This is a genomic window from Collinsella sp. AF16-8, assembly GCF_003462695.1.
Taxonomy (GTDB): Bacteria; Actinomycetota; Coriobacteriia; order Coriobacteriales; family Coriobacteriaceae; genus Collinsella.
This window is the reverse complement of record NZ_QRXX01000003.1, coordinates 113,370-139,095: the sequence shown is the minus strand read 5'-3', so window position 1 is coordinate 139,095 and position 25,726 is coordinate 113,370. Positions and strand designations below refer to the sequence as shown.

Sequence of the window (25,726 nt, the reverse complement as noted above, 5' to 3'; positions counted from 1 at the left end):
CAATTGAATCAGTCTGTCCTATAGTTTCCGAACAATTCTGTCTTAGTGTTCGGAAACATACCCTTTGAGTGCTAAACTTTGCGCCGTCGAAGGGAACATATATGGATAAGCGAGATCTAGAGCAGCTGCTGAGCGATGTTGCCGGCGGAGCAGTCACCCCTGCCGACGCCCTCACGCGCATCCAGACGGCTCCGACCGCCGATTTGGGCTTTGCGCAGCTCGACCTTTCGCGCGGGGTGCGCCAGGGAGCCGGCGAAGTTGTCTACGGCGCCGGTAAAACCGCCGAGCAAATTGCCGCCATTATCAAAGCATTACTCGATGCCGGCCAGGAGCGCATCCTGGTCACGCGCCTGGACGACGAAAAGGCAGCCCGCACCTCGGAGCTCCTCGGCAACGGCATCGACCTGGGATATGTCCCGGACGCCCAGCTCGCCCTGGTGGGTGGCAAGCCCTCCCCCAACGGCAACGGACGCATCGTCGTCGCCTGCGCCGGCACGAGCGACCTGCCCGTTGCCGAGGAAGCCGCGTTGACGGCCGAGTTCTACGGCAACGAGGTCGATCGCCTCTACGACGTGGGTGTCGCCGGCCTGCACCGCCTGCTCGCTCATGCTGAGGAACTTGCCCAGGCGCAGGTGGTCATCGCCATCGCCGGCATGGAGGGCGCCCTGGCGAGCGTCATCGGAGGCCTTGTGAGCTGTCCGGTCATCGCCGTCCCCACCAGCGTGGGCTATGGCGCGAACTTTGGCGGCATGGCCGCACTGCTCGCCATGCTCAACTCCTGCGCCAGCGGCGTTTCGGTCGTCAATATCGACAACGGCTTTGGCGCCGCCTACCAGGCAAGTCTTATCAATCATCTGAGCGCCGGCACGCCCTGCGCCCGTTAAGGAGCATTCCATGTCCAATCATCAGCACACGCTTATCATCGACGGCACCTCGGGCATCAGCGGCGATATGACCGTCGCGGCCCTGCTCGACCTAGGCGCCAGCGAGGAGCACCTGCGCGAGCAGCTCGCCACGCTGCCGGTCGACGGCTTTACGATCGCCGTCACACGCGTAAGCAAGCATGGCATCAACGCCTGCGATTTCGACGTCCAGCTTGCAGAGGAGCTCGAGAACCACGATCACGATATGGCCTGGCTCTACGGCAACGAAGCAGCTGCCGAGCACACGCACGAGCATGAGCACCACCATCATGATCATGGCGAGCACGAACACGAGCACTGCCACGAGCATGACCATGAGGGCCACGGTCATGGCCACGAGGGTCACCATCACGCCCACGGCCATCACCACCGTTCTTTGGCGGACGTCACCGCCATCATCGATGGCTCGCAGCTAAGCGATGGCGCCAAGCGTCGCGCCCTCGCCATTTTTTCCGTACTCGCTGATGCCGAGGCAAAGGCTCACGGCAAAACGCCCGACACCGTCCTGTTTCATGAGGTGGGCGCCGTCGACTCCGTCGTCGACGTCTGCTCCGTTGCCATCTGCCTCGACGATCTGGGTATTGAGGATATCGTGGTCGAGTCGCTCTCCGAGGGCCACGGAACCATCCGTTGCGCCCACGGCCTTATGCCCATTCCCGTCCCCGCTGTCGTCAACCTGTGTCAGGCGGGCAATATCGCCCTCACGCCTGCACCGGTCGCTGGTGAGCTCGTGACGCCCACGGGCGCTGCCGTCGTCGCCGCACTGCGCACGTCCGAGCACCTGCCGGTCCGTTACCACATCGAGGCCGTCGGCTACGGCGCCGGCAAGCGCCCTTACGAGGGCTGCTCCGGCACGCTCCGCTGCCTGCTCGTTCACGCGGACGCATAGCCATGGATGCCCGCAAGGAAAAAAGCCGCGCCGCCATCGTTGCAGCATTCTCCGAGCTCCTTCGCGAGGAGGACTACGGCAAGATCACCGTCGGCGACATCATCGCTCGCGCCCATGTGGGTCGGGCCACGTTCTACGGCCTCTTCAAGAGCAAAGATGACCTACTGTCCGAACTCGTGAGCGACATCTGCACCCACGCCCTCGACGACGATGGCACACCGCTCGATGATCCGCTCGTACAAGTCGAGCATATCCTCAACAACCTCTGGGAACGCCGCCAGGGCGTACGAGCCCTCGTAGCCGGCGCCGGCTCACGCGTCTTCGCCGACTGCTTACGCAAGACCATCATGTCACGAGCAGCCGAAACCGTCCCCACCGACCCAAACGGCCCCGCCGCCACCATGGACCGAAGCTTCCTACTACACCACATAGCCTCAAGCTTCGTAGGAATGGTCCAATGGTGGGCCTGGCACAACTTCCAAGCCCCAAAAGAGGACGTAGCCAAAGACTACCTATCAGCCATAAAACCCCTCTTCAACTAAGTAAGTAAGCCTCTCATCCCAAAGCACCGCCCCACCCCAAGGCGCCACGCATCCCAAAGTGTCACTCGCACCTCAAAGCGCCTAACAACAAAGTGCCCACCACATCCAAATTCAGATATATATGTTGGTTGCTTGTTCGAACGCAACTGGATTCCCGCAGGGTCCGGCATAGGTTAACTTTCCGCCGCACTCCGCAGGACGCAAGAAGCTCCCGCCGCACGAAGTGCGCAGCGGGAGCTTCTTGCATGTCCGAGGACGCGGCGGAAAGATAACCTATGCCGGACCCGGGCGTTATATCAATTGTCTTGGACTAGAACATGCCCAAGAAACCATGCACAAACAGCGCGGCCAGAGCGGCACCGACAAACGGAGCGATGCCAGGAACAAGCAGGCCGTACTTCCAGTTGTTGTCGGCCTTGTTCTTAATCGGCAGCACCTGATAGGCCATGCGAGGACCAAGGTCACGTGCCTGGTTCATGGCGAAGCCGGTGATGCCGCCCATGCCCATGCCAACAGCCCAAACGATCAGGCCGACGCAGATGGCGAGCATCAGAACGTTCTCGCCGGCGCGGCTAGCAGCAGCAAGGATGGCGCTGATGAACACGAAGGTGCAGATAGCCTCGCAGAAGAAGTTACGAGCATAGTTCGTGCCCTCGGTGGTGGGGTTGGTCGAGAAGATGTTGCGCTGGGCAATGGGGTCGACGACGCCCTCGGAAGCCTTGAACTCATCGGCATACATCAACCAAGCGATTACGGCACCCACAAAACCGCCGAGCATATCGGCAATCATGAAGGGGATGCAGCTGCTCCACGGCACCAGGCCTACGATGCACTGGGCAAGCACCATGGCCGGGTTCATGCACACGGCGCCGCCAAAGACAAACAGGCAGACCGAGATGCCAAAAGACCAGGTGGTGATGGCAAACATATGGCCGGAGCCCTGATACTTGGTGCCCTTGAGCACAGTATCGCAGTGCACGCCCACGCCAAAGACGATCATGAGGGCCGTAGCGCCGAATTCGCAGAGGAGTTTGGTAAGCATAAAACCTTATCTTTCTTGTCGGTTATAAACGATTCGTTTAAGCCACGCGCTAGTGCTGCGCAACGACAACGCCCAGGCCATCGGGAATGACAGCCACCTTGGCATCGGCGCCCTTCATCTCAAAGGCAAGCTTGAGCGCCTCCTCGATGGTATTGACCGGCGTCATGTGCATATCCTTGAGCATCTGGTGATCGCACAGGTCGGTAACCATGATCACAGGGTGATGCGCCAGGATGCGGGCGAAAATCTGGCTCGTCCACTGGTCGGGCAGGGTCTCGTCCTTGGGACGATCGATGCAGGCGCGCTCAAACTCCGCCGGATCGTTGTCAGCGATGTTGTGATAGAAGCCCTCGCCGCCGTGACCGTCGGCACAACCGGCGACGTCGATGATCACACCGCCCTCGGGAAGCGTGGCCTCGGCAGCGCACATGCCCTTCACGGCCTGGTAGATGTTCTGATCGAGCGGGTAGCCACCGTTGGTGGTGATGGCAATCTCGCACTCGACGGGCTCAACACCGGCAAGGCTCTTCACGAACTCGCAGCCAGCCTCGTGTGCCTTGTGGATGTCACCGGCAAAGGAGCCAATGACCTCGTGCTTGCCGTTAAGCACTACGTTGAGCACGAAGGCGAGGTGCGCCATCTCGGCAGCGGCGAACATGTCCTCGCTCACGTGGTTGTGGCACAGGTTGCCGGCACGCGAATGGGAGTCGTTCACAAACTGACCGTTGTGGTTGTACATGATGGTCTTGTAGCTGGCGATGCCAGGCAGGACAGACTTGCGGCTGCCAGAGAAACCGGCAAAGAAGTGCGGCTCAATGAAGCCCTCGGCAAGCAGCAGATCGCAGTCGGCAGCGATTTTGTTGATGATGCACTCGCCACCAGAAGGCAGGGTGCCGATCTTTTTCATCATGCTGTCGTCGGTCGCGACATGCATGACGATCTCCTCGTTCGCAACAATCTCCTCGCCGTACTTGTTGACGAGCTCTTCGTGCGTCGACGGACGGTGCATGCCAGTTGCAACCAGAATACGAACGCGCGCCTCGGGCGCAGCGGCATGAATGTGATGCAGCAGAATGGGCATCGTCACACGCGAGGGAACGGGACGCGTATGATCTGAGCTAATGATGACAATATCCTTCTTGCCAGCACAAAGCTCCTCGAGCGAAGGCGAGCCGTAAGGGTTGGCAAGCGACTCCTCAACCAGCTCTTCCTGCGATTTCGTGGTCTTAAACTCGTTTTGATGACCTTCCATCACACCCGCGAAGTTCTTATCCTCGAGTTCAAGATGCAACGTCTTGTGGTCAAACGGCAGTTCACATTCAAACAATGACGAGCGCCCTCTTCCTTTCAACTGACACACTAGATAAACCGTTGGAAGGATACGCCGCTCACCGAAAAACACCACCGTCTACCGACTCATTAACACAACGTTCATATTTGACCCACAACAAAACGACCGCGATCCCAAACAGGACCGCGGCCGCCACAGTCGTAAGGCGAGAAGCGCCAAATGCGCCACCAGGATAGACCCCATCCAAAACGCGCGAAGCGCGTTATCTTTTCCCCAGCAGTAATCCGTCGAAGACCGGACATCGCAGGGCCCGCCATCAGTTTACTTTTAGGCACACTCCGCAGGACGCAAGAAGCCCTCGCCGCACTCCACACTAAGCGCGAAGCGCGCTTTATTCCCTTCAGCCCCAATCCCCGAAGACCGAGGACGAAGGGACCCGACGGGTTTCCCTCTGAATGCATTCCGCAGCACGAAGCCCCCTTATCCGCAGCTCCGAAGGAGCAGGATAAGGGGGCTTCAAGTGCGAGGACGCATTCAGAGGGAAACCCGTCGGGTCCCGGTGAGAGCCACAGGGCTATCGATTACCCCGTGTTCTGCAATCCTGCCGAGACGCCGGTCACAGTCGAAAGAATCAGGCTCATGTACTCGGCCTTCTTCTCCTCGGCCATCTCGTCCTGGTTCATACGCACCTCGCGAAGGGCGCGGACCTGGGCGATGGACAGGGCGTCGACGTAGGGGTTGCGCACGCGGACAGCGCAGCCAAGCACGCGGCGGCGCTGTAGCGGCCACTCGTCACCGACGATGGCAAGGACCCACTTACGGGTGAGCTGCATCTCGGTGAAGACCTTCTCGGACAGATCCTGGCGATCGCCCAGGTGCAGATACATCTTGGCAATGCGCTGGTCGGTCTTAGCGATCGACATCTCGATGTTGTCGATAAAGGTGCGGAAGAACGGCCACTCCTGGTAGGCAGCCTTGAGCTGATCAAGGTCGCCAAGCTGCTCGCAGGCAGTACCCAGGCCGTACCAAGCGGCCAGATTGATGCGCGCCTGGCTCCAGCTAAAGATCCACGGAATGGTACGCAGGTCGTCGAGCGACTTGGCGCCCAGGCCGCGCTTGGCGGGACGCGAGCCGATCGGCAGCAGACCGACCTCGGTCAGCGGCGTCACGGTCGAGAACCACGGTGTAAAGTCCTCGGTGTTCAACAGGTCCAGATAGCGCTCATGGCTTACTGCGTTGAGCTTCTCCGCCATATCCCAGAACTTCTGCGTGGTCTCGGTGTTGGTCTTCTCGACACTCGGGGCCGACTGCAAAAGCGTTGCGGCGGCAACGGACTCAACATGGCGCTGGGCCAGCGTGCGGTTGCCGTAACGGGCAAAGATGACCTCGCCCTGCTCGGTGAGCTTAAAGAAGCAGTTGACCGAACCCTTGGGCTGAGCCAGCACGGCCTTGTTGGCCGGGCCGCCGCCACGGCCCACGGCACCGCCGCGACCGTGCATGAGCACCAGGTCGATATCGTTCTTCTCGGCCCACTTGGCGATGCGCTCCTGCGCGGAGTGCAGCGCGAGCATGGCCGTGGTAGGACCGGCGTCCTTGGAGGAGTCGGAATAGCCCAGCATGACCTCCATGCGGCGGTTGGTCTGGGCAAGGCGCTTTTGCACCACGGGCAGCGTAAGCATCTGGTCGAGCACGTCGACGCAGCCCTCGAGGTCCTCGAGCTGCTCGAACAGCGGGATCACGTCGAGCTCGGGGACATCCTCTTCGTGTGCAAAGGACAGGTGGGCCAGATCAAAGACGTCGGCCACATGCTGGGCGCTCTTGGTAAACGAGATGATGTAGCGATGCGCCATCTTCTTGCCGTAGCGCTTCTGGATGGAGCCGATAGCGCGGAAGGTATCGATGACCTCGCGCGTCATGGGCTGCAGGTCGCCATGGATACCGTTCTCGTGGATATCCTTGAGGGCGCGAGCGTGCACCACGGAGTGCTGACGGAACTCCATCTCGACCATATGGAAGCCGAAGGACTCGACCTGCCAGATGATGGTCTGGACCGGGCCGTAGGCAGCACGGACGGCACCGCAGGCGGCCAGCGAGCGCTGGACGACGCGCAGGTCCTCCAGGAACTCATCGGCGCTGTGGTACATGGTGTCGGTGATGCGACGGACGGTGGCGTTGAGTCGGTCTGCCATGACGAGCATGACGGCGCGATGCGGCTCGTGCTCGGAGATCAGCTCGGCGCGTGCCGTGTACTGGGTGCTCATCTCGACCTGATGGTTCCACAGGTTGATGAGCTCGGCAGACGGCTTGCTGTAGGTGGCCTCGAGCGTGAGGTTGCGGCCGATGCGGCGGCACTTGTCCTCGAGCTTGAGCACCATATGGGTGAAATACTTGGCGGCGACCTCACGACTCACCTTGGCGGTGACATTGGGGTTACCGTCGCGGTCGGAACCGATCCAGCTGCCGGGATGGAAGAACGCCGGGCACAGCGGCGGCACGGTACCGGCCTTGTCGCCCAGCACCCAGTCGTCAAAACGACGATAGATGACGGGGATAACGTCGAACAGTGTGTTATCGAAGATGTCGATGATGGTATCGGCTTCCTCGACCGGCGTGGGCTTCTTGAGCGCGATGGGGCTCGTACGCACCAGGGCGTCAATCTCCTGCAGCATATGGCGCTCGTTCTCCACCAGGTCGGAGCCGCCCAGACGCGGACGCTCCTCCAGCAGGTTGGAGATACGGCGAATCTTGCCCTCGACGGCCTTGCGACGGGCTTCGGTGGGATGTGCTGTAAAGACAGGGTGGAACTCAAGCTTGCCGAGCAGCTCGTTGGCGCCCTCGACACCCATCTCGTTTACCAACTGGTGATAGGCGACGGTGAGTTCGTTGGCGGGATCGACCTCGGTATCGGTCGATGCGCCGGCCTCGCGCTCGCGCAGCTGCGCCACACGGTAGTTCTCCTCCGACAGGTTTGCCAGATGGAAGAAGCTCGTAAAGGCGCGGACGATAACCTGCTGCTTATCGAGCGGCAGGCTGTCGATCAGATCAACGACCTCGCGAAACGCCACGGCGGTGGGCTCGTCGGCAGTGGGCACGCCCTGCTCGTCGACGGACTCGTCGGCAGCACGGGTGCCGGGGTTTCCGGCATTGGCCACAATCTCGGCTGTCAAAATCTTGTCGAACAGGTCCGCGATCTCGGGATCATACTCGCTAAGCACACGGCGCTCCAGGCGCAAGAACAGCGCCAGATTGTCGCGCAGCTCCTCGGGGATCTCGATCTCGGCGAGACGCTCCTTGGATTCGGCATTCGAGCCGATTCGGTTAACGAGGCGGTTGACCACGGCAGCGACGCGCGCCGCGGCTTCGGGTACAGACTGGTTGCTTAGGTTCTCAGCCACGTTTCCTCCCATTCCTCCTTCTATGCACGTAACATGCGGTATTTATTATAGGCACTCGGCAAAAACTTTCGACGCTGATTGCGCTTTACCACACAAAAGTATTTTCTGCATTGCAAGGCTTTTTGCCCCAAATGGTCGTATTTCTCGGTGGGCGGCATATGCAAACGGGGGCATTCCGCATAAATGCGAAACACCCCCGTAACAATCGCTCTCAATGAGCTGAGCGCTTTAGTGAGTCCACAGCTCAAAAATCATGCGCTACAGGCGCTCACGAACCGCCTCGACCACGTTGGCCAGATCGACGAGGGCCTCGTCATGGCTCTCCATGTCGCGCACCTTGACCTTGCCGGCGGCAAGCTCGTCGCCGCCCAAGACCAAAATGAGCTTAGCGCCCACCTTGTCGGCCTGCTTAAACTGAGCCTTAAGCGAACGACCCTGATAGTCTGCCTCGGTCACGATACCTGCGGCGCGAAGCTCCTGCGTAATGGCAAAGACGTTCTGGCGCAACTCCTTGCCGGCATTGGCGACGTAGACACACGGGGTCTCCTCGGCGCCCAGGTCGCTGCCAAAGGCCTGCAGGGCCAGCAGGGCGCGCTCAAAACCGACGGCGAAGCCGACGCCGGCCGTGGGCTTGCCGCCCTCGAGCTCGACCAGGCCATCGTAGCGGCCGCCGCCACCGATGGAGCCGACGCCGGCGCCAGGGGCCTCGACCTCAAAGACGGTACGGGTGTAGTAGTCCAGGCCGCGCACCAGGGTGGGATCCTCGACGTACTCGATACCGGCGACGTCCAGATAGCGCTTGACCTGCTCGTAGTGCTCGCGGCACTCATCGCACAGGTTGTCGCCCATCAGCGGGGCGTCGGCCATGATCTCGCGGCAGTGGTCGTTCTTGCAGTCGAAGGCGCGCAGCGGGTTAAGCTCGGCGCGCTCGCGGCACTCGTCGCACATCTCATCGGCGTGGTCGAGAATGAACTGCTTAACCTGCTCGCGATAGGCCGGACGGCATTGGGCATCGCCCATCGAGTTAATGAGCAGACGGAGCTTGGACAGATCGAAGCCCAGGCGCTTGTAAAACTCCATGAGCATAATGATGCACTCGGCGTCTGCCGCCGGATCGGGAGCGCCGAGCCACTCGATGCCCACCTGATGGAACTGGCGCAAGCGGCCCTTCTGGGGACGCTCGCCACGGAACATGGCCTCGGCGTAGTAAGCCTTAAACGGCGTGGAGCCCTGGGGCACCAAGTTGTTCTCCACGACGGCGCGCACCACGCCAGCCGTGCCCTCGGGACGAAGCGCCAGGCGCTGCTTGGGCTTGAGCTTGGTATCGGTGCCCTCGGTAAAGACGCGCTCCAGGTTGGCGCCGCTAAACACGCGGAACATCTCCTTGCGCACGACGTCGGTCGACTGGCCGATGCCGTGGACAAACACGTCCACCTGCTCGATGGCGGGCGTCTCGATGGGCTTAAAGCCAAACGGCTCGAACACGCCGGCAGCAATCTGCTGCATCTTTTGCCAGGCGCGCATCTCAGCGCCGATAAGGTCGCGGGTTCCCTCCGCCTTCTGTGCCTGCATGGGCAAACACCTTTCTTTTGTATCGCGTCATAGGTAGTGGTCATTATACGGCACAAACACAAACAGCGGCGGTGCATCTGACCGAACGAGGGTATGGGGACTCGTTCGGCCAGATGCACCGCCGCGGTGTGCAATCTGCAATCCTTCCGCCTCTTCGGATCACAAAATCCGTTGGACGGAAAGACTTCGGGTCATCTCTTGAGCCCGTGGCTGCATGGGAAACCGAATGACGGTACGAGCATCCATTCGGCTTCCAAGGCAGCCACGGACAAAACGGGGCAAAGAGCTACGAGCGACGTCGTCCCTACTCCCCCGCCACGCTCGCGCGCAGCTTAGCCGCGATGGGCTCAGACGCCAGCAGGAACACCAGCATTGCCACCGAGCACGCCAGGCACACGATCCATGTGCTCGTAAAGGCACCCGTGGCATCGAACAGTATTCCCGAGACGATGGCGCCCACCGTGCCGCCAACCATCTCGAGCGAGGTAATGGTGCCCGTGACCTTGCCGAGGTCGGCCATGCCAAACTGCTTGGACGCGGCGATGGTAGGCGTGATGGTGCCCATGCACGTTCCGATACCAAAGCTCACCGCGGCCACGATGGGACCGAGGTCCGTCGTCGGGAAGCACAACGCCACGCAGGCGATAATGCACGCAACGGAGCCAAGGATATTGCCAAAGCGCAGGCCAAAACGGTCATAGATCGCGCCGAGCGAAATCTTGGCGATAACGACCGTGGCCATGATGACAAAGCCGGAGGCCACGACGAGCCAACCGGAGAAGAATTTATGCTGCTGGGCTATGGATTACTCCTTGTGGTCAGCGATATAGCCCAAAGCGACGGCGGCATAAACCGCGGCGCCAAGGGGAAGCTCGGCATCGCTAAAACGTGCCTTGGGATGATGCTGAGCAAAATGCTCGTCCGTATCAGTCACAGCAGCGCCCACGGTAAAGTACGCGCTCGGGATCTCGCTCGAGATCAACGCGAAGTCCTCACTCGCCATGGCGTGGAACAGCGGCAGGAAGGCGGACTTGGGCAGCACCGCGCCCACGTAGCCAAGCGACGCCTGCGTCATGCCGTCGTCGAGTACGAGCGGGGGAACATCCGAGAGTGTCTCGATAGTCGCCGGCGTACGATAGGTCGTGGCAACGCCTTTGACGACCTCCGCGATGCGGGTCTTGAGGTGCTCCATGAGCTCGACGTCGAAGCCACGCAGCGTTCCCTCGAGCACACAAGTGTCGGGGATGACATTTGCGGCCTGACCGCCGGCGAACTTGCCAACGGTAAGCGCGACCTCCTTGGCCGCCGGCACCTCGCGAGAGATAAGCTCCTGAAGCGCCAGGTGCACATGCACGCCGGCCGTGATGGGGTCGATGCAGATCTCGGGGCTCGAGCCATGGCCGCCCTTGCCCTGAAGCGTGATGCGAAAACCGTACACGCCCGAGAGCGCCGGGCTGCCGTAGAGCACCAGGCCAAGCGGCGACTGGCTATTGACATGTATGGCGAAGGCGGCCTGGGGACGCGGGTTCTGCAGCAGACCGTCGGCGATGGCGGCGCGGGCACCCTCAAAGGTTTCCTCGCCCGGTTGGAACAGCAACTTAATCGTGGCGTTGGCGTCGACAAGCTCGGACTCGCGGGCCTTGAGCAGGCGCGCCGCACCAAGCAGCGCCGTCGCGTGCATATCGTGTCCGCATGCGTGCATGCAGCCGTTCGTAGAGGCGAAAGGCTCGCCTGACTCTTCAGCAACAGGCAGGGCATCCATGTCGCCACGGAGCATGATGACCGTACCGGCCTGTTTGTCCGTGCACGTACCGTTACCCCGAGCAGCAGCTGCCGCGCCGGCACCGATTAGGCCAACGACACAGGAGCCGTCAACAAGCACGGCATAGGGAATATCCATCTCGTCCAGACGCGCCTGGATAAAGGCGGACGTCTGCGGAAGGTTGTTACCGAGCTCAGGCGTTTGATGGAGATCATGGCGCCATGTGGCAAGCTCGTTGGCAAACGCCTGAGCTTCTGCAACAAGACCGTCACCGATAGCGGCCTGCGCCGCCACGGTGGCCTTGGACGCTGATTGCGGTTGAAGATCGGACTGAGCTAGTGCCATAAATGCCCTCCAGTAACGTTTTTGCAGTAAGCACTTTGATAGCGTAAAGCGCAAGGTACAACTTTAAGGGCGAGGCATAAAAAATGCCGCCCCAGGAGGGCGGCGCAACAAGTTGTTTACAATTGCGGGCGCGGCTTTCGACGCAAAAAATCGAAGTGAGTCTCGCTCAAGATAATCGACAGGAAGATAAGCACAAAGCCGGCGAGCAGGCGCGAGGTGAGCGCCTCCCCCATCAGCAGCACCGAAAACAACACGCCCGAAGGCGACTCCATCGAAAGGAGCAGCGAGCCCGTCGAAGCCGGGACATGCGCCAGGCCGACGTTTTGGATGAGCAGAGCCACGCATGTGCAGCCCACCGAGAGAAACGCCATCACACAGATAAAATTCGGCGTCCACACGGACAGAGGCGCCTGGGTCTCGAATAGCAGCGACGAGATCAGGCTCAGCACGCCATTGCCCACAAACATCCAAAACGTGATGACGTTGATGTCCATTTTGCGACCGTACTTGGCGGTCACCGCCATCTGGATGGCGAAGAAGACCGCGCCGCCCAGCGTAATGGCATCGCCGATGTTGAACTCGACGCTATCGAGCGCCACCAGGCCAATGCCCGCTAGACAGAGCAATGCGGCGCCCAAGTTGTAACGAGTGAGCTTTTCGCCGCTTAGGAAATAGCTCGCGAACGGAACCAGAATGCAATAAGTGCCCGTCAAAAAAGCGTTCTTGCCCGCCGTGGTGTGCGCCAGACCGGCTGTCTGCAGAGCGTAGGCGGCCCACATAAGTGCGCCCATTCCAAGTCCGACGATAAGGTTGCGGGCGTTGAGGTGCGCGATGATGCGCTTGTGGAAGATGGCAAACATGACCAACGCCGCAGGCAGAAAGCGCACGTAGAGCAGTTCAAACACCGGAATAGTGTCGAGCGCGTCCTTCATAGTGGTAAAGGAGTAGCCCCAGATAATCGCCACCGAAAGCAGTAGAACTTTCCAGAACAACGGCGAACGAGCACCGGCGCCACGGGAGGCGCCGCCCGCACCCAGGTCCTCGCGAGCAACAGGGCTATCGGGCATCATTTCGATATTGTCAGTGACATGCTGGGGCATAGGGCATCCTCGCGCTCAATCTGGGCGTGGTGTCCGCACGCGCTTGACCGCATGCCGCCTCATGGTCAAATAAAAACAGGGCGCACCGGACCCCCGGCACGCCCCGCTACTGTAGCAACAACCAAGCAACCCACGCAATTCACTACGCTAAAGCGTCGGTACAGAAAACCTCGATGTTTTGTCAATGTCACGCTGCTGCACTAAATAAGCTTCGTGCTTTCAAGCCTTTCGATGATCCAGTCGTTGGCTTTGATGACCGGGCGGCGGAAGACGACGCCCAGGGCCAGCGACGGAATCAGATAGCTCGCCAGAATACCCAGCTCAACCCAGTACTCCATATGGTAGGCGCCAGCCATGGCGGCATGCATGGCGTTGATGCCGTGAGTAAACGGCAGGAACGGATAGATCGCCTGGAACACGGGGCCGGTCATCTCGATGGGGAACGTGCCGCCCGAACCGCCGACCTGCATGACCAACAGCACGACAGCGAGTGCCTTGCCGATATCGCCAAACGAAACCGTAAGCGTGTAGACGATATTGGAGAACACGAGACTCGCGACCCAGCCCGCCAGCACAAACTGCAGCGGGTTGTCGCACTGAATGCCAAAGAACAGAATGTCGCCCGCGCACACGAGCGTTGCCTGCAGCAGGGCCAAACCGCCAAAGAACAGGTAACGGCCCAGATAGATCTCGTGCAGGCGTACGGGGATGAGCTCGTTGATGAGCTCATCGTCGACCGAGACCTTCATCATGGCCGCCAGTACGATCGAGCCGACCCAGAGCGACAGAATCGTGTAGAACGGCGCCATGGCAGAGCCGTAATTGCGAATCGGATAGACCGGCTTGCGGTCGAGCGCGACGGGGCCGGAAAGCGACACGGCCAGGCCCTCGGGGTCGTTGCCGATCATCGTCTTGATCGTCGCCAGGTCACCCGACATCAGGGCGCCGTCGAGCTCGTCCTTGAACGCGCTGATCTTGTCCGACGCCTCGCCCAGCTGATCGGAAGCCTTGTTGACCAGCTTTGCGGCCTTGGAGAGACCCTTTGCCAGCGAACCGGATGCGTCGGTCAGGCCGGCAACAGCGCTATCCAGGTCGCCCGAGATACCGTTGAGCGAATCCAAAACGCCCGAAATAGTCTTCTTGAGCTCCTTGGCCTTAACCGAGAACGTAGAGTCGTAGTCAGACTTAGCGCCCGAGATGCCCGCCTTGGCATCGGCGATGGCCTGGTCGACCTCGGCACGCGTGCTGTTGACCTCTGCCATGCTGTCGGAAAGGGACTTTGCGGTTGCCTTCAGGTCCTTGGCGTTGTTACGATACTCCGTCGCGATCCTGCCCAGCGATGTAGCCACAGACTTGAGGCTGTCCCGGAGCTTTTCGTCACTCACCTGATCGGCAAAGCTGCGGAGCTGGTCGGCCGTGTCGTCGATTTCCTTGGCACGCGATTCGAGTGCCGACGCGGCTTCGTTGAGCTGGGTCACCGTAACGTTGACATGCTGGTTCGCGGCATCGAATGCCTTCGCAAGCTCGGCGGACACGTTGTCAAACGAGCCCGCACTTCCGTCAATCGCGGCGTTGATGGCGTCGTTGGCGGCCTTGAGTGCTTCCTTGGAATCACTAATGCCGCTCTCGGCGTGCTCCATCAACTGCTTCGTCGACTCATCAACGGTGCCCGTCTGCTTGAGCATACCGCTCGCCGACGTCAACGAATCGGATGTAGAGCTCAAAATGCCCGCCAGCGACGAAGCATTGGCCTGAACGTCCTGCAGGTCCTCGACCGAATCGCCCAGCGTCGAGGACAGGTTGGCGATAAAGTTGCTGACTTGGTCGGTGCTCATGTAGTCGAGCAAGCTGGACACCGTCTTTAGACCGATGGTCGTGATGGTCTTGGTAAAGGTCTCATTCACCTGGCTCTGGACGGCGCTCGAACCCTTTTCGGTCACGATCTGGGCGATGGCGTTGGCCTTCTGGTTCTCGTAGAACTCGATGTCGGCGTGCTTCACGTCGGTCGAGAAAAGCGTCATCATGTCGGCGCTAAACGTCTTGGGGATAACGACGGCGGCATAGTATGCGCCCGACTTAACACCCTCGATAGCCTTGTCACGATCGTTGAGGACAACCCAGTCAAAGTTCTCGTTACCGCGCAGGGTCGCCGTCACGTTTTCGCCCACGTTGATCTCGACGGGAATCAGGTCGCTCTCGTAACCCTCATCGGTATTGACCACGGCGATCTTAAGATTGCCGGTATTGCCGTACGGGTCCCAGCTGCCGGCGATGTTAAACCACGCGTACAGGCACGGCACGATGATGAGGCCCATCACGACGATCATGCCGATCACGGAGCGAGACACGTTTTGGACATCGCGCTTAAACAGGTGCAGGATGTTCTTCATTTATGCCTCACCTCCTTTGGAATGCTTTCCGAGCGGGGCAGTGCCCCCATCATTTGTTGCAGCGCTATCGGTGCCCTGAGATTTTTGGTGCGAGCCGATATGCGGCAAGCGGCCCGTGGACTGGTCGCCGTCCTTGGAGCCACGCTCACTGGCATTGAGGCCAAACATACGACGAGCAGCCGGGATGGCGGCCGTGTGCTCGCGCATCTCGCGACGCAGGTCCTCGTCCGAGAGCGCCGAGATGCGCATCTGGGTATTGAGGCTCGCGCGAATGTACTCGATGTTAATGAGCCAGCCGCAAATGGCAATAACCGAGATGATCCAGATGACCAACAGGATGATCTTGCCGTTGTTGTCCAAGTCGAGAACCGTCGACAGCACAAAGAGCAGAACCTGTACGCCCACCACGGCGGCAAATCCACCCTTGATGTAGTAGGGGTAACGGTGCTCAAAAGTCACCGCATGGTCGAGCAGCTCACGACGGTACGAATCGGAATCGAGCATGACGCGCATGGCCGTGCGCAGCGAGTAACGCTGGCGCGGCATATCGTTGGACTCGCAAATCATGAGGCCCGTCGTGGCAAGCTGTTTATCAAAGAGCAGGTTGAGGTTGAGCAGCAGCGGACGCAGCTGCAGGCCGATAAAGAGCGCCACGATCAAGAACACGCCCAGAATGCACAGGTTAAACAGATAGTTGAACGAATACATGCCACCGACGGTCTCGCGCAGCAGGTTGATGCCATAGGTGAAGGGCAGCAGCGGATGCAGCCATTGGAAGAAGCCGGGCATCATCTCGATGGGATACATGCCCGACGAACCCGGGATCTGCACGATGACAAGAATGACGCCGATTGCCTTGCCGATATGCTTAAACGTAGTGGACAACGCGTAAATGATGTTGACGTACGTAAATGAGATGGCGATGCCGCCCAGCACAAATAGGAGCGGACTGACGCACTGTACGCCAATAACCAGATCTCCCACCGTAACGATAATGGCCTGCAACGCGCCCAGAATCACCAGGAGCAACCAGCGGCCAAAGTAGCCCTGACGCGCGGTAAAGCTGCCAACGCCTTCGCGATCGACCTCGAGCTTGTAAATGGCGATGAGCACGTAGCCGCCCACCCAAAGCGCCAGATTGGTGTAGAAAGGAGCAATGCCCGAGCCGAAGCTCTTAACCGGATAGATCGACTTGGAGGTCAGCTCGACCGGAGATGCCATGAAGTCAGCAACGTCATCGACGTCGACGCCCATCAGGTCGGCCATCTCGCCCATGGACTCGGAGGTCTGCAGCGCCGCGATGTCGTTGGCGGCGGTGGCGAGCTTGTCCTGGACCTTGGCAAGCGAGGCGTCGGTCTGGGACAGCGTGGTCTTGGCCTGACCGAGCGTAGCGTTGAGTTGCGAAAGTGTACCGTGCGCACTTGCAATAGTAGGCGTGAGGCCAGACACGATTCCCGTCAGATCACCCGAGACGGCGGCAAATGAATCAAGCGCGCTCGAGGCCTTCGGCAGCGCGTTTTGACCCAGGTCCGTCTGGGCCTGGCCAAGGTTGGTCGCACCGGTCTGGATTGCGTTATTGATAGCGTCGCTGGCACCCGAGACAGCCGCGGCGTCATTCGCCATGGCGCTCGACTGTGCAGACAGACCGTCCTTGATGCTCTGAAGCTTTTCATTCTGCTCGCGGAGCAAACCGATGGTCGATACAATGCGCGCGTCAATTTCCTTGGAACCTGTCGACGTGTCATTGACGAGAATTTCCAAGTGCCCGATAACGGCCTTATTGTGGTCGATCGTCGCCTGGAGAGACTCGAGCGAGTTGTCGATGCGGGTGGTCGTAGATGTGATCGTGCCCGTCAGCTTGCCAATCGCAGCGTTCGCGGAGGCTGACGTCTTGGTGAGCGCAAGGCTGCCTTCCGAGAGCGCCTTGGAGAGCGAGGCGACAGAGTTACCCGCCGTGGCGCGAGCCTCGCCCAGCAGGTCGTTGCCCTGGGAGATCGCCTGCGTCAGCGACGGCGCCTGACCCTGCAGACCGGCAAGTGCTGCATCTGCCGAGGCAATGGAACCACTCGTCTTATCGATGGCGGCATTCATGTCGCCAATCGAATCGCGCACTTCGCCCAACGTGTCAGAAGCCTCTGATACCGAACCGGCCAACGAATCCTGAGCCTGGGTTGCCTTGTCCTTTAAATCGACTCCGGCATCCTTGGCAATACTGGCAACGGTCTCACCCACCGTGGAGACGAACTCCGAGTTAATCTGCTGCTCGATGGTGTTTGCACCGGTGTCGGTAACCTTGGGTGCAATAGCGCTCTTCTTCTCATTGACGTAGTACGTAAGCTTGGGCTGATGGTAGTTACCGTCGAGCATCGAGACCAGGTTATCCGAGAAGTTCTTGGGGATTACGATGGCCGCATAGTACTCACCGCTCTCGACGCCCTCCTTGGCATCGGCCGCCGAATCGACGAAGGTCCAGCCCAACTGATCGTTCTCCTTGAGCTGATCGACGACCTTGTCGCCCGCGTTGAGCTCGCCCACCAAGTCATTCTGAGTGCCCTGATCGTTGTTGGCGATGGCAATCTTGATACCCTGGGTGTTTCCGTACGGATCCCAGTTTGCCACGATGTTGTACCAGGCATACAGCGAGGGGATAACGCACACGCCCAGGGTAACCACCAAGGCGACGGGGTTCACAAGAAGTCGCTTAATGTCGCGCTTGAATATCGCAAAGGAGACCTTTGCGTTGGATAGTTTGCTGCCGAGACTCACGCTTGGACCATCCATCCTGTCGTTGAATCGAATCGTACTATCGACAACCATTGTACGTAGGCGCTTTAGTGCCTCGCGGCACAATGGTGCTGAGTTTTGCGGGTAGCAATATACTACGAAGATGAGTTAGTGTACAGTTGTACAGTATCTTTAATTTCAGCAGGTCACAAAACCACAGCCCGCACAAATTAGCAATCCGAATAGTCATTGGGAATGTTCTTAAACGACTAGTCAAACAAGAACGTCCCCGATGACTACTTAGGGCCACGAAAGCGTCGCAGGTTGAGCATAAGTCAGCGAAAACGCCCCTGAGCGAGCAAGGTGACGTGAAAGAGGAGGGAAGCGTACTTTGGTACGCGACCGACGATTGAACGTCAGATTGCCGCTTAGGGGCGTTTGCAGCGTCGACCGGTCCGTCGTTCGTTAGAACGACGGAACCAATAGGTTCGTTAGAACGGCGGAACGAAGGGCAGCGTCGAGTAGTTACGCGGTTCGTAGAACCGCGTAACTACCAAACTACATAAGTTCGCAAACAGCCGCCGCGAAGGCAACGGGGTCCTCGGGGAGGATGCCCTCGACCAGCAGGGCCTGATCGTAGAGCAGGCCGGAGTACTGCTTGATCTTGTCGGCGTCACCTGCCTTCTGGGCAGCGACAAGCTTGTCAAAGACCGGGTGCTTGGCGTTGAGCTCGAGAACGCGCTGGCTCTTGGGCATGCCGTCGGGCGCGCCCTCGGGCCCCTTCTGGAGCACCTTCTCCATCTCGAGCGAAAGCGGACCCTCGGTGGTGATGCAAGCGGGGGCATCGGTCAGGCGCGCGGAGACGGCAACTTTCTCGACCTTGTCACCGAGTGCCTCCTTCATAGCGCTAAAGAGGTCCTCGTTTTCCTTGGTGGCGTCCTCGGCCTCCTTCTTCTCGTCATCGGTCGCCATGTCAAGATCGCCGGTCGCGACGTTCTTAAGCTCCAGGTGACGATCCCCGATCTCGGGCTCGGCACCATCGGCAACTGCCTTCTCGGCAGCCTCGCGAGCAGCGTCATCCTCGTAGACCTTGGGCATATCGGCAGCCACGTACTCACGCATGGCCTGGAAGGTGAACTCATCCACGTCCTGCGTCAGCAGCAGTACATCGTAGCCGCGGTCGAGCACGCCCTTCACGACGGGCATCTTGGCCAAGCGCTCACGCGAGTCGCCGGCGGCGTAGTAGATGGCCTTCTGATCCTCGGGCATGCCCTTGGCATACTCGGCCAGGGTAATCATCTTCTGCTCCTTGGCAGACCAGAACAGTAGCAGGTCGGCGAGCTCATCGGCCTTCATGCCATAGCTCGAGTAGATGCCGTACTTAAGACCGCGGCCAAAGTTCTCAAAGAACTTCTCGTATGCCTCACGGTCGTTGTCGCGCATGTCCTCAAGGTCGGCGGTAATCTTCTTTTCCACACGCTTGGCGATAGCCTTGAGCTGACGGTTCTGCTGCAGCGTCTCGCGCGAGATGTTGAGCGACACGTCGGCGGAATCCACGACGCCACGGACAAAGTTGTAGTAGTCGGGCAGCAGGTCGTCGCACTTCTCCATAATCAGCACGTTGGAGCTGTAGAGCGCCAGGCCCTTCTCGTAGTCCTTGCTGTACAGATCGAACGGGGCGCGGCCCGGCACAAACAGCAGGGCGTCGTACTCGAGCGTGCCCTCGGCATGGAAGCTGATAGTGCGCGCGGGATCGTCAAAGTCGTGGAACGTGGACTTGTAGAACTCGTTGTAATCCTTCTGCTCAACGTCGGAGCTGCGCTTTTTCCAGATCGGCGTCATGGAGTTGATGGTCTCGAGCTCCTGGTAGTCCTCGTACTCGGGCTTGTAGTCGTCGCCGGCGTCCTCGGGCTTGGGTTTCTGGCGGCTCTTGCTCACCATCATCTGAATCGGGTAGCGCACATAGTTGCTGTACTGCTGAATCAGGCTCTTGAGGCCCCACTCGGTCAGGAAGCGATCGTAGGTCTCGGCCTCGCCGTCGGCGTCGAGCTTCTCGTTCTCGCGCAGCGTCAGGATGACATCGGTGCCGTGCTCGGCGCGCTCGCCGTCTTCGATGGTGTAACCCTCAAGACCATCAGACTCCCACACGTGAGCGGTGTCCTCGCCATAAGCGCGGCTGACGACCTTCACGTGGCTGGCAACCATAAAGGCGGAGTAGAAGCCCACGCCAAACTGGCCGATGATGTCGACATCGGAGCCCTGTTGCTCGGCGTTCTCGGTCTTAAACTCCTCGGAGCCGGAATGGGCGATGGTGCCCAGATTGCGCTCGAGCTCCTCGGCGGTCATGCCAATGCCGTTATCCGAGATGGTAATGGTGCGGGCGTCTTTATCAAAAGAGACGCGAATAGCCAGGTCGCCCTGGTCGAGCTTGACACTCGGGTCCTGCAGGCTCTTAAAGTTGAGCTTGTCGACGGCGTCACTCGCATTAGAGATAAGCTCGCGCAGGAAGATTTCCTTATTGGTGTAGATGGAGTTGATCATGAGGTCGAGCAGTTTTTTGCTCTCGGTCTTAAATTGACGCATGTGCAGTCCTTTCGCGCTACCCCCGTCCGCAAAAACGGCCCGGTTGCCCGAGCCGCATCGCAGACCTGCTATGTCCAGACTTAGATTTTATAACCCATTAGCGCGCATATATACATACGGAATCGAAAAACTGTATGTCCAAACGCTCTGATACGCCAATTGCCAAGGAGTGTCCCCGACTGCCGGCAGGAAAGGAACGTCCCTATCTGCCATCTACGCGCTTGGCCATCCAAGCATGGGGCTGGCCCTCGTCTTCGTAGTCCACCGGGGCAATCTGCGTGTAGCCCGCCTTGGCATAGAGCGGCAGCACGTATTCCTGCGCATGCAGCTTAATGAGCTTGGCGCCGGCATCACGCGCGCACGTATCACTGGCCTCGACAATCTTGCTCGCCAGACCGCGACGGCGCATGCTCGGCAGCACAGCCACGCGCCCCATAATGTAGGTCTCCCCCGCCGCGACGCCTTCGTCCAAGTCGCACGCCGGCGACACCGGAGCCCCTGCGTCAGCCGCGCGCTCAAGCTCTTCGGGAAACACGCGCGAGCAACCGGCAAGCTCGCCGTCTACATAGAGCGTCACATGAATGCAGTTCGGATCCTCGTCGATAGCGTCGAACTCATTCTCGTAGCCCTGCTCGTCCATAAAAACGACGCGGCGCACCAACGCCGCGTCATCAAAGCATCCCGTCTTAAGTTGGATATCCATGCTGCCCTTTCATTCAATGCGAACGTTAGGGACAGATTTTAGCGAAAATGAGCTCCGCGCACGCTAAACTTCGCGCGAGCCTTCGCCAGGCAATCGTAATGACCCACGTTATGGGCATCGCTCGCGATGAAGCTGTACAGGTTCTGATCGAACAGGCGCTGTGCCGGCTTTTTCTCGCGACCAAAGCGACCGCCGGCAATAAAGTCCGCCGAAGCTTGCAGCTTGCAGCCCATATCGACCAGGCGCTCCGCCACGCTTACATCCTTTTGAACCGCACGATAGCGCTCAGGATGAGCGATGATCACCTGGTAGCCACGGCACTGCAAATCGTAAATCGTGTTCTCGTACTCTCTAAACGCATACGCATCGGCATGCGTCGAAAGCTCGAGCAGAAACTCGTTGGTCCCATCGAAATGCAGGTGCTCCGCGGCATCGATACCAAGCTCAACGAGCTTTCGATGGTTGACCTCGAAGCCCATCTGGAGCGGAAAACCGTCAGCGTTATCACGCAGCAGCTCAAAGGCATCCCACATCTTGTCGTAATCAAAATAGGGATCACGGCAGTGAGGAGTGCAAACGATTCTGGTTACACCGGCCCGCTTGGCAGCCTCGAGCATCGCCAAGCTCTCATCGAGATCGGCGGCGCCGTCGTCTACACCCGGCAAGATATGGCAATGAATGTCACGCATAGGTCAGCCTTAATCAACTAAACGTTTGCTCGGTTGGTGAAGATGCCCTTTTTGGAAGTCCCCTGATTGTCGGAGCCCTTCTTAACCTTCTTACCGTCCTTGGTGTAGTAAGAATAGTAGTACTCGCTGGTCTCGGTCTCACAGTAATTCATGACGGTACCGATGAGCTTGACCTTCTCGGACTTCTTAAGCTGACCGATGGCGTTGAGCGCCTCTTCGCGCTTGGTAAAGTTCTCGCGCACCACGAACAGCGCGCCGTCGGTCAGGCTGGCAATCTCGGCAGCATCGATGAAGGTGCCGACCGGGGGAGCATCGAAGATGACGTACTGGAACTTGGCGGACAGTGCCTTTACCAGCTTGGCAAAGCGATGGGAGACGATGATGTCGGCAGGATTGGGAATGTGCGGCTCGGCATCGAGGAAGTAGAAGTTCTTCTGACCCGTCTCGACAATCGCCTGGTCGATAGAAACCTGCTCGGACAGGACTGCATAGAGTCCGCCGCGGGAGCGGACGCCGAGCATATCGGCAAGGGACCTGCGACGCATATCAGCCTCGACCAGCAGGACACTCTTGCCGCTCGTGGCGATTGCCTGAGCAAGGTTAATGGAAACCGTAGACTTGCCCTCGTTGGGAATCGAGGAGGTAACGGTGATGGTGCGAATGGGGTCATCCACGCTCGCAAAGCGGATGTTGGCCAGAAGGGTCTTGGCGGCATTCTGCACAACGAGCTTATCGGTGTTCTTTGCCTTAGCCATGCCTATTTACCACCTTTCATAGCCGGAATTCGGCCAACAACGGGAATACCCAGGAGCTCTTCTGCCTCTTCGGCACCGCGGATGCGGGTATTGAGCATGTCTGCCAAAACGACATAGGCAACTGCGATAAAGATACCGGCGAGGAACGCGACGGCAATATACAGCGTGCGCTTGGGGCCGCTGGGGGCTTCGGGGGTCTTAGCCTCGTCGATAACGTTGATGCTCTGGGCAGCGCCGACGTTCTGAGCGACCGTACTCACCGAGCTGGCAATGGCCTTTGCGACCTCAGCCGTCTCCTTGGCATCGGTGCCGGTAACCGAAAGCGTAATGACACGCGTGGTGGTCTCGGAGGAAACAGACACCTTGTAGTCATCCAGATCGGTAAGGCCCAGTTCTTTGGCGGCGCCGCTCTTAACGCTATCGCTATCCAGCAGCGTGGCGATATCGTTGGAAAGCATCTGGCTCGCCGAGAGATCGTTGTAGCTCATCTGACCGCTATCGTCGGTCTTGGCGAGAATGTACATGCTCGTCGTCGCGGTATAGGTGTTGTCCATCGCAACGAAGGACACGATGCCCATGGCGATCGCGCAGACCACCGGAAGGGTGATGACCAGCTTGAGGTGCTTCTTCAGCAGCTGGAACAGTTCGAGAAGGGTCATGCAGCTTGCCTTTCATTTCCCCAGTTCGGATTGACAAAACTGTCCGTATGTTATCGCATCTTTTTACCGAGACCAAACTCTATACATAAGAAACAGGCTCTCCTGTAAAAATGTCGGAAGCAATCGTAAAATTGCACAACAACGCCGCACCCGAAAGTCAAATGCGGCGTCTACATCAATATCTGTGTTGTATCGCTATGCGAATGGCTCGTCCTGCTGTATGGGAAACGTCACCGTAATGGTGGTTCCCACGCCCAACTCGCTCGACAGATCAAGCGTGGCGTGATGATACAGGGCCGCATGCTTGACAATGGCAAGCCCCAGGCCGGTTCCGCCGCGTGCCTTGGACCTACTCTTGTCCACGCGATAGAACCGCTCAAATACCTTGCCCTGTTCTTCAGGCGCGATACCGATTCCCGTGTCGGCGACAGCGAGGAACGGATGGCCTTCGTCGTTGGTGCCGCACTGCAGCGTAACCGTACCGCCGGGCCGATTGTAGCGGATGGCGTTGCTTGCCAGATTATAGATGAGCTCGTCGACCAAGCGCGACACGCCTTCGATGACCACAGGCTTGGTCTCATGACTTATCGTCACATTCGCCTGACGGGCAACCTGTTCAAGACGCTGCTCAACAGCGTAGATCGCACGCGAGAGCTCAATAGGCTCCGTGGACCCAATGGGCACTGCCTCGCCTTCAGTTGCACGTTCGGCCTCGTCCAAGTTAGACAGCGTAAGGATGTCGTTGACAAGCGCTGCCAAGCGGCCCGCCTCACGATAGATGCGACCGCCAAAGTTGCGCAGGTCGTCCTCGCCCTCGACCATGCCATTTGCGATGAGCTCGGCATAGCCCGAAATCGCCGTAAGCGGCGTCTTGAGCTCATGGGTGATATTCGCCGTGAACTCGCGGCGCATACGGTCGTTGTCCGCTAGCACCGCCATTTGGCGCTTGAGTTCCTGGCGCTGCGACTCGATGCGCTCAAGCATGGGGACCATCTCGGCATAGGCGTGCTCATAGCTACGGCGTGGGTGATCCAAATCCACCTCTTGCAACGGCGCGATGATGGCACGGGACTCACGGCGCGCCATAAAAAACGAGAGTACTGCACCCGCTGCTGCGATAAGCAGCATCGGCGCCAGCATCGACAGCAAAATCGCCGCAACGCCAGGCTGGGCCTGCGCCAAGCGAACGACCTGGCCGTTATCAAGGGTGACGGCGCGATACAGCATAATCTCGTCGAGTGTAGAGCTTGCGCGCTCCGCGGAACCCGAACCACTCTCAAAGGCCTCGATGACCTCGGGGCGATCGCCATGGTTGGGCAGTGTGGAAGGCGACGCCTCGTTGTCGTAGGCAACCGATCCATCTTTGTTAATCAGCGTGATGCGCAAGTCCTCGCGATCGAGGCTACGCAAGAACGGGATGGGCTCCTGCTGCTCGTCGAGGGCGGCAGCAATGAGCTCGGTTTCCTGCGCCAGATTGGCACTCGTGGCATCCGCCAAAGTGTTTTGCACAAAGAACGCACCCAGCACCGTAAACGCCACGATAACCGCCATGGCGCAGACAAAGATCGTCACAAAAACGCGGTGCGACAGCGTATGTTTTCCCTGGGGGGCGAAGACCACGGGTTACTCCTCCGATGCGGTGGCCGCGGTGTCGTCGCCTTCGGCACCATCACCGGCAGAAGGCTCGGCCAGGCGATAACCCACGCCGCGCACGGTCTCGATGGCGCTGGCATGCTCGCCCAGTTTTTGGCGAAGCGTCTGCACGTGCACGTCAACGGTGCGCGAACCGCCGTCGAAGTCCCAGCCCCACACGCTCTGCAGCAACGACTCGCGGGTAAAGACCACGCCGGGCTTGCGCATGAGGTACTCGAGCAGGTCGAACTCGCGCAGGGTGAGCTTAAGCGGCTCGCCGGCAACGGTCACCTCGCGATGGCTGGGCGAAAGCACGATGTCGCCTACGCTGAGCACATCGCTCGCCTGCTTGACCATGCCGCCGCGACGCAGCAGTGCGCGGCAGCGGCTCGCAAGCTCCATGAGCGAAAACGGCTTAGTCAGGTAATCGTCGGCACCGCCATCGAGCGCCATCACCTTGTCGAGCTCAGTGTCCTTGGCGGTAAGCATCATGATGGGCACCGTCGCCGTCAGGCGATCGGCACGCAGGCGACGCATAATCGCCAGGCCATCGGTGTCGGGCAGCATGATATCGAGCAGCACAGCATCGGGCACCCGTCGCGCCACGGCAGCCTTAAACTCGCCATCGCACGAAAAGCCCTCGGCCTCGATTCCCTGCTTGCGCAGCGCATAGACCGTCAAATCCCTGATGTTGTCATCGTCCTCGACGTAGTAGATCATGTTGAACCCC

Annotated in this window: 19 protein-coding genes; 3 read left to right on the top strand and 16 right to left on the bottom strand. The window is 59.5% G+C overall.

Annotation, left to right across the window (positions count from 1 at the left end; genetic code table 11):
* Positions 1 to 101 precede the first annotated feature (101 nt).
* From larB to DWW73_RS04160, 3 genes are read left to right on the top strand one after another with little or no spacing between them, the layout of a single operon-like run.
* Complete coding sequence (gene larB / locus DWW73_RS04170) at positions 102 to 884, top strand: nickel pincer cofactor biosynthesis protein LarB (RefSeq protein ID WP_117778833.1); 783 nt, start codon at positions 102 to 104, stop codon at positions 882 to 884.
* Between the two features lie 10 nt (positions 885 to 894).
* The gene (locus DWW73_RS04165; protein WP_117778832.1) at positions 895 to 1,812 is read left to right on the top strand and encodes a LarC family nickel insertion protein; all 918 of its coding nucleotides are present in this window, start codon (positions 895 to 897) and stop codon (positions 1,810 to 1,812) included.
* 2 nt (positions 1,813 to 1,814) lie between these two features.
* Entirely contained in the window at positions 1,815 to 2,354 is a 540-nt protein-coding gene (locus DWW73_RS04160) for a TetR/AcrR family transcriptional regulator (protein WP_117778831.1), read from the top strand.
* Between the two features lie 310 nt (positions 2,355 to 2,664).
* Here the strand turns inward: DWW73_RS04160 and larD are convergent, their stop codons facing one another.
* From larD to DWW73_RS04080, 16 genes are all read right to left on the bottom strand, one after another.
* Positions 2,665 to 3,396 carry a D/L-lactic acid transporter LarD gene (larD, locus tag DWW73_RS04155; protein ID WP_117778830.1) on the bottom strand — a complete coding sequence of 244 codons (732 nt, stop codon included), beginning with the start codon at positions 3,394 to 3,396 and terminating at the stop codon, positions 2,665 to 2,667.
* A gap of 49 nt (positions 3,397 to 3,445) precedes the next feature.
* Positions 3,446 to 4,723, bottom strand: a complete 1,278-nt coding sequence (gene larA, locus DWW73_RS04150) for a nickel-dependent lactate racemase (RefSeq protein WP_117778829.1) — start codon at positions 4,721 to 4,723, stop codon at positions 3,446 to 3,448.
* Between the two features lie 545 nt (positions 4,724 to 5,268).
* On the bottom strand, positions 5,269 to 8,082 hold the full coding sequence (locus tag DWW73_RS04145; RefSeq protein ID WP_369833029.1) for a phosphoenolpyruvate carboxylase: 2,814 nt from the start codon (positions 8,080 to 8,082) through the stop codon (positions 5,269 to 5,271).
* 258 nt (positions 8,083 to 8,340) lie between these two features.
* On the bottom strand, positions 8,341 to 9,654 hold the full coding sequence (gene hisS / locus DWW73_RS04140) for a histidine--tRNA ligase (RefSeq protein ID WP_117778828.1): 1,314 nt from the start codon (positions 9,652 to 9,654) through the stop codon (positions 8,341 to 8,343).
* Positions 9,655 to 9,958: 304 nt separating this feature from the next.
* Positions 9,959 to 10,456, bottom strand: coding sequence for an MFS transporter (locus DWW73_RS04135; protein WP_255413119.1), 498 nt, complete (start codon positions 10,454 to 10,456; stop codon positions 9,959 to 9,961).
* 3 nt (positions 10,457 to 10,459) lie between these two features.
* On the bottom strand, positions 10,460 to 11,761 hold the full coding sequence (locus tag DWW73_RS04130) for a M20 family metallopeptidase (protein ID WP_199413462.1): 1,302 nt from the start codon (positions 11,759 to 11,761) through the stop codon (positions 10,460 to 10,462).
* 116 nt (positions 11,762 to 11,877) lie between these two features.
* Positions 11,878 to 12,861, bottom strand: coding sequence for a DMT family transporter (locus tag DWW73_RS04125; RefSeq protein WP_117778827.1), 984 nt, complete (start codon positions 12,859 to 12,861; stop codon positions 11,878 to 11,880).
* 200 nt (positions 12,862 to 13,061) lie between these two features.
* Entirely contained in the window at positions 13,062 to 15,251 is a 2,190-nt protein-coding gene (locus DWW73_RS04120; protein ID WP_117778826.1) for a YhgE/Pip domain-containing protein, read from the bottom strand.
* Entirely contained in the window at positions 15,252 to 18,017 is a 2,766-nt protein-coding gene (locus DWW73_RS04115; protein ID WP_233509118.1) for a YhgE/Pip domain-containing protein, read from the bottom strand. It lies immediately after the preceding gene.
* Positions 18,018 to 18,533: 516 nt separating this feature from the next.
* Positions 18,534 to 20,558, bottom strand: coding sequence for a molecular chaperone HtpG (htpG, locus tag DWW73_RS04110; RefSeq protein ID WP_117778824.1), 2,025 nt, complete (start codon positions 20,556 to 20,558; stop codon positions 18,534 to 18,536).
* Positions 20,559 to 20,760: 202 nt separating this feature from the next.
* Positions 20,761 to 21,261: a GNAT family N-acetyltransferase gene (locus tag DWW73_RS04105; protein WP_117563685.1), complete on the bottom strand. Its 501-nt coding sequence runs from the start codon at positions 21,259 to 21,261 to the stop codon at positions 20,761 to 20,763.
* Positions 21,262 to 21,299: 38 nt separating this feature from the next.
* Positions 21,300 to 21,950, bottom strand: coding sequence for a tyrosine-protein phosphatase (locus tag DWW73_RS04100; RefSeq protein WP_022094060.1), 651 nt, complete (start codon positions 21,948 to 21,950; stop codon positions 21,300 to 21,302).
* Between the two features lie 17 nt (positions 21,951 to 21,967).
* Complete coding sequence (locus tag DWW73_RS04095) at positions 21,968 to 22,705, bottom strand: CpsD/CapB family tyrosine-protein kinase (RefSeq protein ID WP_117583801.1); 738 nt, start codon at positions 22,703 to 22,705, stop codon at positions 21,968 to 21,970.
* A gap of 2 nt (positions 22,706 to 22,707) precedes the next feature.
* Positions 22,708 to 23,364, bottom strand: a complete 657-nt coding sequence (locus tag DWW73_RS04090; RefSeq protein ID WP_055250503.1) for a YveK family protein — start codon at positions 23,362 to 23,364, stop codon at positions 22,708 to 22,710.
* Positions 23,365 to 23,559: 195 nt separating this feature from the next.
* Positions 23,560 to 24,984, bottom strand: coding sequence for a cell wall metabolism sensor histidine kinase WalK (locus tag DWW73_RS04085; RefSeq protein ID WP_117634258.1), 1,425 nt, complete (start codon positions 24,982 to 24,984; stop codon positions 23,560 to 23,562).
* 3 nt (positions 24,985 to 24,987) lie between these two features.
* Entirely contained in the window at positions 24,988 to 25,716 is a 729-nt protein-coding gene (locus DWW73_RS04080) for a response regulator transcription factor (protein WP_089572665.1), read from the bottom strand.
* Positions 25,717 to 25,726 lie beyond the last annotated feature (10 nt).